At 69.4% G+C, this 10,092-nt stretch carries 9 protein-coding genes and 1 pseudogene; 8 read left to right on the top strand and 2 right to left on the bottom strand.

Going from position 1 to position 10,092, the window contains the following annotated elements; genetic code table 11:
- The 8 genes and pseudogenes from CLM62_RS30475 to CLM62_RS30440 all read left to right on the top strand — a co-directional run.
- Positions 1 to 1,158: pseudogene (locus CLM62_RS30475) on the top strand (hypothetical protein); the annotation flags it as partial.
- 9 nt (positions 1,159 to 1,167) lie between these two features.
- Positions 1,168 to 1,581, top strand: a complete 414-nt coding sequence (locus CLM62_RS30470) for a roadblock/LC7 domain-containing protein (protein ID WP_095753120.1) — start codon at positions 1,168 to 1,170, stop codon at positions 1,579 to 1,581.
- 110 nt (positions 1,582 to 1,691) lie between these two features.
- Entirely contained in the window at positions 1,692 to 2,087 is a 396-nt protein-coding gene (locus CLM62_RS30465; RefSeq protein ID WP_030611532.1) for a DUF742 domain-containing protein, read from the top strand.
- Positions 2,068 to 2,643, top strand: a complete 576-nt coding sequence (locus CLM62_RS30460) for an ATP/GTP-binding protein (RefSeq protein WP_095753119.1) — start codon at positions 2,068 to 2,070, stop codon at positions 2,641 to 2,643. The genes CLM62_RS30465 and CLM62_RS30460 overlap by 20 nt, the downstream gene beginning before the upstream one ends.
- Before the next feature lie 389 nt (positions 2,644 to 3,032).
- Positions 3,033 to 6,302, top strand: coding sequence for a nitrate- and nitrite sensing domain-containing protein (locus tag CLM62_RS30455; RefSeq protein ID WP_095753118.1), 3,270 nt, complete (start codon positions 3,033 to 3,035; stop codon positions 6,300 to 6,302).
- Positions 6,303 to 6,312: 10 nt separating this feature from the next.
- Positions 6,313 to 6,726 (top strand): roadblock/LC7 domain-containing protein, encoded by a 414-nt coding sequence (locus CLM62_RS30450; RefSeq protein ID WP_004983065.1) that lies wholly within the window; start codon positions 6,313 to 6,315, stop codon positions 6,724 to 6,726.
- Positions 6,727 to 6,823: 97 nt separating this feature from the next.
- Complete coding sequence (locus CLM62_RS30445) at positions 6,824 to 7,414, top strand: DUF742 domain-containing protein (protein ID WP_095753117.1); 591 nt, start codon at positions 6,824 to 6,826, stop codon at positions 7,412 to 7,414.
- Positions 7,395 to 7,976: an ATP/GTP-binding protein gene (locus tag CLM62_RS30440; protein WP_009314218.1), complete on the top strand. Its 582-nt coding sequence runs from the start codon at positions 7,395 to 7,397 to the stop codon at positions 7,974 to 7,976. Before CLM62_RS30445 ends, CLM62_RS30440 begins: the two co-directional genes overlap by 20 nt.
- A 143-nt stretch (positions 7,977 to 8,119) precedes the next feature.
- On the opposite strand, the gene CLM62_RS30435 is transcribed toward CLM62_RS30440, so the two are convergent.
- Positions 8,120 to 8,311: an acyl-CoA carboxylase subunit epsilon gene (locus tag CLM62_RS30435; RefSeq protein ID WP_095753116.1), complete on the bottom strand. Its 192-nt coding sequence runs from the start codon at positions 8,309 to 8,311 to the stop codon at positions 8,120 to 8,122.
- Between the two features lie 57 nt (positions 8,312 to 8,368).
- Positions 8,369 to 9,952, bottom strand: a complete 1,584-nt coding sequence (locus tag CLM62_RS30430) for an acyl-CoA carboxylase subunit beta (RefSeq protein WP_095753115.1) — start codon at positions 9,950 to 9,952, stop codon at positions 8,369 to 8,371.
- Between the last annotated feature and the right edge of the window lie 140 nt (positions 9,953 to 10,092).

Below are 10,092 nucleotides of genomic sequence, written 5' to 3'. Positions count from 1 at the left end.
GTTGCCGCCGAGCTGCCCGGCGGCAACCAGCCCCGCGTGCCCAGCTGGAGCGACGAGAACGCGCAGCCGCCCGTGCCGCGCGCCTCGCTGGACACCCCGCGCGGCCACGACGAGCAGGCCCCGGAGCAGACCTCGCCGATGCCGCGGATCGATGACCGGCACGGTCCGGGCGCGACCTCACAGATGCCGGCGATCCCGCCGCGGCCCGACGACCGGCAGGGTCCGGGATCCACGTCCGAGTTCGCCCGCCCGGACTTCGACGCCCCGGCTCCCGGCGACCCGCAGAACACCGGGGAGTTCCCGCGGCCAGGTGTGAACGGCTCGCAGAACACGGGTCAGTTCGTCCGCTCGGACGTCTTCGGCGCCCCGACCGGGCGGAACAACCCGGCGGCCCCTTCGACTCCGTCTACCACGGGTCAGTTCTCGATCCCGCAGTCCTACGACAGCAACTCGACCGGCCAGTTCAACCGGCCGGGCCAGGACAGCAACTCCACCGGCCAGTTCAACCGACCCGGCCAGGACAGCAACTCCACCGGCCAGTTCGCCACTCCGGGCTACGACAACGGCTCCTCCACGGGCCAGTTTGAGCGCCCGCAGGTCAACGGCACGTACGGCGGCGCCGACTTCGGTGCTCCGCGTCCGCCGGCCCCGCAGCGTCCGCAGCAGCGGCCCGGCCGTCAGGAGCCCGAGGCACTGCCGCCGGCGGGTCCCGGGGACGGTCGTACTCCGCTGTACGACACGCTGGAGACGAACTGGTTCCATGGTCAGGGTCAGCAGGGCCAGCAGGACCGGCAGCAGAGCAACGGCTCGGCTCCGGCCCCGCAGCAGCCGCAGGCTCCCGCGGCCCCTCAGCGTCCCGTAACCAGCTCCTGGCGCAGCTCGCCGAACGACGAACTCGTCCGGCAGGCAGAGCGCGTACGGCAGCCGGCCGCGGGCGGCGTCACCACCTCCGGCCTGCCGCGCCGGGTGCCCCGGGCGAACCTCGTCCCGGGCACGGCTCAGCAGCAACAGCACCAAGCCGGTCCGCAGGTCTCGCGTGCGCCTGACGACGTACGCGGCCGGCTGACCAATCTCCGTCGGGGCATCGCGCAAGGTCGACAGGCCGGTACCGGCCAGACCGGCAGCTTCCCGAGCCCCACTCACCAGCAGGAGCGTTAGTTGAGTCCGATGAGCCAGGCTGCACAGAATCTCAACTGGTTGATCACCAACTTCGTGGACAACACCCCCGGGGTGTCCCACACCGTCGTCGTATCCGCCGACGGTCTCCTGCTGGCACTGTCCGAGGGCTTCCCCCGCGACCGTGCCGACCAGCTGGCGGCCGTCGCGTCGGGACTCACCTCACTGACGGCCGGCGCCTCCCGGATCTTCGAGGGCGGCACCGTGGCACAGACGGTCGTCGAGATGGAGAGAGGGTTCCTCTTCCTCATGTCCATCTCGGATGGTTCGTCCCTGGCCGTTCTCGCCCACCCCGACTGCGACATCGGCCTCGTCGGCTACGAGATGGCGCTCCTGGTCGACCGCGCGGGCGCGGTGCTCACGCCCGACCTGCGCGCCGAACTCCAGGGCAGTCTGCTCCACTGATCGCCACCGGATCCACCCGCCTCACCAAATCACCGTCCGGCCGCCACAATCCCCCCACGGCCACGTCAGACGGCTAGCCCGACCGACTTGCTGTCCCGCCCGGAGGATTCATGACCCCGCCCACCGCCTCTCATGATCCGTACGCGGAGCCGTACGAGGATGAGGGCGACCAGCCGCTGGTACGGCCGTACGCGATGACCGGCGGCCGGACCCGGCCGCGCTACCAGCTCGCCATCGAGGCCCTGATCAGCACCACGGCCGACCCGGCGGCGCTCATGGGGCTGCTCCCGGAGCACCAGCGGATCTGCCACCTGTGCCGCGAAGTGAAGTCGGTCGCCGAGGTTTCGGCGCTCTTGGCCATGCCGCTGGGCGTGGCCCGCATTCTTGTCGCGGACCTCGCGGAGGCCGGACTCGTCGCCATTCACCAGCCGGGCGGCGACGAGAGCACCGGCGCTCCGGACGTGACACTGCTCGAAAGGGTGCTCAGTGGACTACGCAAGCTCTGACGGAGGCCGGGCGACCACCTCCGCCAAGATCGTGGTGGCGGGCGGCTTCGGCGTGGGCAAGACCACGTTCGTCGGCGCCGTCTCCGAGATCAACCCGCTGCGCACCGAGGCCGTGATGACGTCCGCGAGCGCGGGCATCGACGACCTGACCCACACCGGGGACAAGACGACCACCACGGTCGCCATGGACTTCGGCCGCATCACGCTCGACCAGGACCTGATCCTGTACCTCTTCGGTACGCCGGGCCAGGACCGCTTCTGGTTCATGTGGGACGACCTGGTGCGCGGTGCGATCGGTGCCGTCGTCCTCGTGGACACCCGCCGCCTGGCCGACTGCTTCCCCGCGGTCGACTACTTCGAGAACAGCGGCCTGCCGTTCGTCATCGCCCTGAACGGCTTCGACGGACACCAGCCGTACGCGCCCGAGGAGGTGCGGGAGGCCTTGCAGATCGGCCCGGACACCCCGATCATCACGACGGACGCCCGGCACCGCTCCGATGCCAAGAGTGCGCTGATCACGCTGGTGGAGCACGCTCTCATGGCACGGCTGCGCTAGCACCCAAGTCGGCAGTGCCGTACGGCAGTTGTCGTAGTCGCTCCGGAGCCGGCTGTGTCTTTTGACACGGTCGGCCCTGGTGTTCATAACGTTTCGGCAGAGGAATCCGGTGGTACGGCCACGCGTCGCGGTCAACCGGTGTCGCTGCGCGCACAAACGCCCCGTCTTTTGACGGGGCTCGCTCTTTATGACCGTTTTATCTGGGGCTTACATCACTTCGAATCCCTGCACTCCACTGTTTGGAGGTGTACAGGCCGACGTGCTGGAATGCCTGAACTGCCCAATAGTCAAAGACGTACTCACAGTCGATGACGAACTGGGCGACGAACTGGGCTCTGAGACACTGCGGCACAACGTAAGGTGCCGACCGCCGGAAGGTTGTTGGTCGAGTGAGGCGAAGCAAGAACGGTCCCGAGCCGTCGGCACGGGGCAACTTCACCCCGCCGCCGCGCGGAGCGGCGCCTGCCCCTGTGCCCGGTTCGGAGCAGACGGCCGCGCCCGCTTCCAGCGGCGGCCGTTTCTCCCCGCGCAACTGGCGGGTGCCGACCCGGCTGAACGCGATCCTGCTCATACCCGTGCTGGTCGGCCTCGTCATGGGCGGCTTCCAGGTGAAGGGCTCGATCGACACCTGGCAGGAGGCCGAGGACGCGGAGAACACCGCGCGTCTGGTGCGGGCCTCCCTCAACTACGCCGACGCCCTCTACAACGAGCGTGACATCACGGCCGCCCCCCTGCTGAAGGGCTCGGCCCAGACCGCTGGGGACAAGAAGACGGTCAGCGACGCCCGCGCCGGCACCGACAAGGCCGCCGACGAATTCGACGAGGCAGCGCAAAGCATGCCGCCGAAGGCCGGCCTGGAGCGCCGCCTCAGGCTGTTCCGCGAGGCCGAGCCCAAGCTCGCGCCGCTGCGCGAGGCCGCGTACACCTCCAACCTCAGCGGTGTGCAGACCGAAGAGGGCTACGTCGAGGTCGCGCACCCGCTGACCGAGTTCGCCAACGAGCTCGGTCTGGGCACCGGCAACATCACGAGCTACGGCCGTACCGTCTACGCCATCGAGCTCACCAAGGCGGCTCTGTCGCTCCAGCGCTCCATCGGCATGCACATCCTGGTCAACCCGGGCCCCAAGGAGACCGACCTCGCCAAGCAGCGCGTCGCCCTCTCCTCGTACGCCTATCTCGAGGGCATCGCCATCGAGGAGTACATCGGCGGTGGCACCGAGGCGGATGCTCAGAAACTCACCGACGCCGAGGCGAAGCTCAAGAGCGACGGCGAGGCCATGGCTCGGGAGGCCAAGGCCAAGAACCCGGACTACGTGGCGCCGCCGTCGAACCCGACCACCATGGTCACAGCCCTGGCGACGCTCGAGACCACCGACTCCAGCGCGCGCCAGGCGCTCGCCCAGCAGGGCATCACCGCCGACAACTACTGGGCGGTCAACACCCTCAAGTACAACGCCTACCGTCAGATCGAGACGGACCTGGCCGACACCGCGGTGAACGAGGCCGCCAGCATCGCCGACGACGCCCGGCGCGACGCCTTCATCACCGGTGCCGCCGTCGTGGTCGCGCTGCTCGCCGCGTTCATCCTGGCCGGCATGGTGGCCCGCCAGATGAGCCGCGCGATGCGCCAGCTGCGCAACGCCGCCTTCGGCATCGCCGAGCAGCGCCTGCCGATGCTGGTCGACCAGCTCTCGCGCACCGACCCCGGTCGCGTCGACACCCGCGTCGCCCCGATCCCGATCACCACCAAGGACGAGATCGGCGAGGTCGCCCGCGCCTTCGACCAGGTCCACCGCGAGGCCGTCCGGCTCGCCGCCGAGCAGGCCCTGCTGCGGGGCAACATCAACGCGATCTTCACCAACCTCTCGCGCCGCAACCAGTCGCTGATCGAGGGCCAGTTGACCCTGATCACCGACCTGGAGAACAACGAGGCCGATCCGGACCAGCTGGAGAACCTCTTCAAGCTGGACCATCTGGCCACGCGTATGCGCCGCAACGGCGAGAACCTCCTGGTCCTCGCCGGCGAGGAGCCCGGCCGTCGCTGGGACCAGCCGGTCCCGCTGGTCGACGTGCTGCGCGCCGCCTCCTCCGAGGTGGAGCAGTACGAGCGCGTCGAGCTCTCCGGCGTCCCGGAGGCCGAGATCCACGGCCGCGCGGTGACCGACCTCGTGCACCTGCTGGCCGAGCTCCTCGAGAACGCCACCACGTTCTCCTCCCCGCAGACCAAGGTCCGCGTCACCGCGACCCGTCTCCCCGACGGCCGCATCATGATCGAGATCCACGACAAGGGCATCGGCCTCACCGCCGAGGACTTCGCGGACATCAACCACAAGCTGGCCAACCCGCCGACCGTGGACGCCGCGATATCCCAGCGCATGGGCCTGTTCGTGGTCGGCCGGCTGTCCGACCGGCACGGCATCCGCGTCCAGCTGCGCCCCTCCGGCGAGCAGGCCGGCACGACCTCGCTGGTCATGCTGCCCGACGCGATCACGCACGGCGGTGGCGGCGAGCAGCAGCCCGCCGGCGACGAGTTCACCGTCTCGCAGATCATCCCGGAGCAGAACTTCCAGGGTGAGAACTTCAACAACGGCCTGCCGATGCGTACGGCGGCGGAGCTCGGCTTCGACGACAGCCGCTACGCCGAGGTGCCGGACGACATACGCGAGCTGGACCCGGTGGGCCGCTCCCTGATGCGCGAGGAGCGTCGCGCGGCCCTGGAGGCCCAGAACGGCCAGCCCGGCCAGCAGGGCCCCGAGACGCCCGGCGGCTACGCCGAGGGCTTCGACGCCCGGCCCGGCTATCCGGAGCAGCAGCCCGCCGGCTACGACCAGCAGGCGCAGACGCCGTACGAGGAGCCGCAGCAGGCGCCGTACGAGGAGCAGCAGCGCACCGCCTACGAGGAGCAGCAGCGTCCGTCGTACGACGAGTCGTACTACGCGCCGAACGGCGGTCTGCCGCAGAACGACAGCTTCTCGTCCAACGGTGGCTACCCCGAGCCCACGTATGCGGAGCCGGGTCAGGAGGAGCCCGCGCCGGCCCACTCCCCCGCCACGGAGTCCTTCCCGGCCTTCGAAGAGCGGCGCTACCAGGATGACTGGCCGCAGCAGGACGGCTACCGGAACGGCTACCCGGACCAGTACGCTCCCGAAGCGGAATCTGCGCAGGCCGCTGACGTGAACGAGCAGAACCGCGTAGGCTTCGACCGTCCGGGGCCGACCCCCACCGCCGCTCACAACCTGACCGACGCCGGGCTCCCGCGCCGCGGATCCACCGCGGGCGGCACGGGCGGAGCGCGGCACGTGAACCACGAGCCGTCGGTTTCCGCACCGGAGAGCAACGGCAACGGCAGGGGCGATTGGCGCTCGGCCAACGACGAGCGGTGGCAGCAGGCCTCGCAGCTCCGGAAGCCCAAGGCGGGCGGGGTGACCTCCTCCGGCCTGCCGCGGCGAGTACCCAAGGCCAACCTGGTCGAGGGAGCCGCCGAAGCCACCCCCCAGGGGGGCCCACAGGTCTCCCGCGCTCCCGAGGACGTCCGGGGCAGGCTGAGCAACCTGCGCCGCGGTGTCCAGCGGGGACGTAACGCAGGTAGTGAAACGAACGGCCAGGCCACCAGGAATCAACACGGTGGTCCTGACAGCACCTACAACCAGGAGCGTTAGTGTGAGCCCGATGAGCCAGGCGGCACAGAACCTGAACTGGTTGATCACCAACTTCGTGGACAACACCCCCGGGGTGTCCCACACCGTGGTGGTCTCCGCCGATGGACTCCTTCTGGCGATGTCCGAAGGCTTTCCGCGCGACCGCGCCGACCAGCTCGCGGCCGTCGCTTCCGGTCTGACCTCGCTGACCGCCGGCGCCTCGCGCATCTTCGAGGGCGGCAGCGTGAACCAGACGGTTGTGGAGATGGAGCGAGGATTCCTCTTCATCATGTCCATTTCCGACGGTTCCTCGCTCGCGGTTCTCGCACATCCGGAGGCGGACATCGGTCTCATCGGGTACGAGATGGCGCTTCTGGTGGACCGTGCCGGTACGGTCCTGACGCCCGATCTGCGGGCGGAGCTCCAAGGGAGCCTGCTCAACTAACAGACTGACGGTGCGTTTTGGCGTCTCGTGGCCGTAAGGTTTCGGGACGCGGCTCCACAGTGATGGGTGCCCCGGCACAGTCGGAGGAGGAGAGAAAGTGGCAACACCCCCAGGCGGTTCACCTTCGGGCAACTGGTCGTACGGTCCTGGCCAGGGCCAAGGCGACGGTGCCCAGAACCCGAACCGTTACAACTTCCCCTCCGCACCGAGCCATCGGCGGCAGCCGTACGCACCCCAGGGCCCCCAGGGTCCCGGGCCGTCGCCGTACGACCAGCCGCCGGCTCCGCGCATCCAGCCGGTGCAGCCGCAGCGACGCGCCCCTGAGCCGGCGCCCGCAGGGGCGTCGAACAACCCGCTGGTGCGTCCGTACGCCATGACCGGCGGACGGACCCGCCCGCGCTACCAGCTCGCCATCGAGGCGCTGGTGCACACCACCGCGCAGCCGCACCAGATGCAGGGCCAGCTGCCCGAGCATCAGCGGATCTGCAACCTCTGCCGTGAGATCAAGTCGGTAGCCGAGATCTCGGCCCTTCTGACAATCCCTCTCGGCGTGGCCAGGATCCTCGTCGCCGACTTGGCGGAGGCGGGCCTGGTCGCCATCCATCAGCCCGGCGGCGACGAGAACGCCGGCGGCCAGCCAGACGTGACTTTGCTCGAAAGGGTGCTCAGTGGACTTCGCAAGCTCTAGCGGAGGGCCTTCCCGCTCCACCACGTCCGCGAAGATCGTGGTGGCGGGCGGCTTCGGCGTGGGCAAGACCACGTTCGTCGGCGCCGTCTCGGAGATCAACCCGCTGCGCACCGAGGCCGTCATGACGTCAGCTTCGGCGGGCATCGACGACCTGACCCACACCGGGGACAAGACGACCACCACGGTCGCCATGGACTTCGGCCGCATCACGCTCGACCAGGACCTGATCCTGTACCTCTTCGGTACGCCGGGCCAGGACCGCTTCTGGTTCATGTGGGACGACCTGGTGCGCGGTGCGATCGGCGCGATCGTCCTCGTGGACACCCGCCGCCTGGCCGACTGCTTCCCCGCGGTCGACTACTTCGAGAACAGCGGCCTGCCGTTCGTCATCGCCCTCAATGGCTTCGACGGCCAGCAGCCCTACAACCCCGACGAGGTCCGCGAGGCTCTCCAGATCGGCCCGGACACCCCGATCATCACGACGGACGCCCGCCACCGCGCGGACGCCAAGTCGGCGCTGATCACGCTGGTGGAGCACGCGCTGATGGCGCGGCTGCGGTAGTCGCCGGTACGTGGTGCGGGGCCCCCTCCCTTGGAGGGGGCCCCGCGTCTTGGTTGAGCTTGTCCTGGCCGTTTGGTCGCGCACGGTACGCAGAAGGGCCCCTCTCCTGCGAGAGGGGCCCTTCTGCGTCGTTATAAAGGGGCTCAGCGCCAGCTGTGCGGGGCGCGGAAGCCGGGCTCGCGCTCCAGGCGGCGCCAGCCGGCCTTGGCGCGGCCTCGGTGGGCCGGGGTGGTGGACGGCCGGGCGGCGGCGCGGGCCAGGAGGATCGCCGTGATGGCGGCGACTTCCTCGGGCTCGGCGTGGCCCTTCTCGACACGAATGTCAGGCGTGTTCATGGGCGTCAGTCTCCCTGAGAGAGGTTTCCGCGGGGGTACCGCGCAGGATCCGCAGGGTTACTGCGGGGGGTTGCCGTGTTTGCGGGAGGGCAGGTCGGCGTGCTTGGTGTGGAGCATCGCCAGGGACTTGATCAGCACCTCGCGGGTCTCGGCGGGGTCGATGACGTCGTCGACCAGGCCGCGCTCGGCCGCGTAGTACGGGTGCATCAGCTCGGACTTGTACTCCTTGACCATCTTCTGGCGCATCGCCTCGGGGTCCTCCGCCTCGGCGATCTGCCGGCGGAAGATGACGTTGGCCGCGCCTTCCGCGCCCATCACGGCGATCTCGTTCGTCGGCCAGGCGTAGGTGAGGTCCGCGCCGATGGACTGGCTGTCCATGACGATGTAGGCGCCACCGTAGGCCTTGCGCAGGATCAGGGAGATCCGGGGGACGGTGGCGTTGCAGTACGCGTACAGCAGCTTCGCGCCGTGGCGGATGATGCCGCCGTGCTCCTGGTCGACGCCCGGGAGGAAGCCGGGGACGTCCAGGAACGTGACGATCGGGATGTTGAAAGCGTCGCACATCTGGACGAAACGCGCGGCCTTCTCCGACGCCTCGATGTCCAGGACGCCTGCCAGGGTCTGCGGCTGGTTCGCCACGATGCCCACCACCTGGCCGTCGAGGCGGGCCAGCGCGCAGATGATGTTGCGCGCCCACCGCTCGTGGACCTCCAGGTAGTCGCCGTCGTCGACGATCTCCTCGATCACCTTCGCCATGTCGTACGGCCGGTTGCCGTCCGCCGGGACCAGGTCGAGCAGGACCTCGCCGCGGCGGTCGGTGGCGTCGGTGGCGTCCACCCGGGGCGGGTTCTCCCGGTTGTTCTGCGGGAGCATCGACAGCAGGTAGCGCACCTCGGCGAGGCACGTCTCCTCGTCGTCGTAGGCGAAGTGGCAGACACCGCTCGTCTCGGCGTGCACGTCCGCGCCACCGAGGCCGTTCTGCGTGATCTCCTCGCCGGTCACCGCCTTGACCACGTCCGGGCCGGTGATGAACATCTGCGAGGTGTCGCGGACCATGAAGACGAAGTCCGTCAGGGCCGGGCTGTAGGCCGCGCCGCCCGCACACGGGCCCAGCATGACCGAGATCTGCGGGATGACGCCGGAGGCCTTGGTGTTGCGCTGGAAGATGCCGCCGTAGCCGGCGAGCGCGCTGACGCCCTCCTGGATGCGGGCGCCGGCGCCGTCGTTGAGCGACACCAGCGGCGCGCCGGCCGCTATGGCCATGTCCATGATCTTGTGGATCTTCGTGGCGTGGGCCTCGCCCAGGGCGCCGCCGAAGATGCGGAAGTCATGGGCGTAGACGAAGACCGTCCGGCCCTCCACCGTGCCCCAGCCGGTGATCACACCGTCCGTGTACGGCTTCTTGGCCTCCAGTCCGAAACCGGTCGCCCGGTGCCGGCGCAACTGCTCGACCTCCCGGAACGAACCCGGATCGAGGAGCAGCTCGATGCGCTCCCGCGCGGTCAGCTTGCCCTTGGCGTGCTGCGCCTCGGTCGCCTTCTCGCTCGGGCCCGCCAGCGCCTGCTCACGGATCTCGTGCAGCTCGGCCACCCGGCCGCGCGCGTCCGTCGGCTCACCCGGCGCCTCATCCAAAACGGTCATGTAGTGACCATACGAAGCGCGGCAAGGAATGCGAGCCGTCGACTCCGTACAGTGTCCGGCCCGTTTTCCTGGTACCCCTGAACAGAACCTAGGCGGCATGCAGCCGTTCCGACTGCTCAGAGGGCGTCCGCCTTGTAGGA

This window comes from Streptomyces sp. SA15, from assembly GCF_002291145.1.
GTDB lineage: Bacteria > Actinomycetota > Actinomycetes > Streptomycetales > Streptomycetaceae > Streptomyces.
Note: the sequence above shows the minus strand (reverse complement) of the source record. Positions and strands in the feature narration are given on the sequence as shown.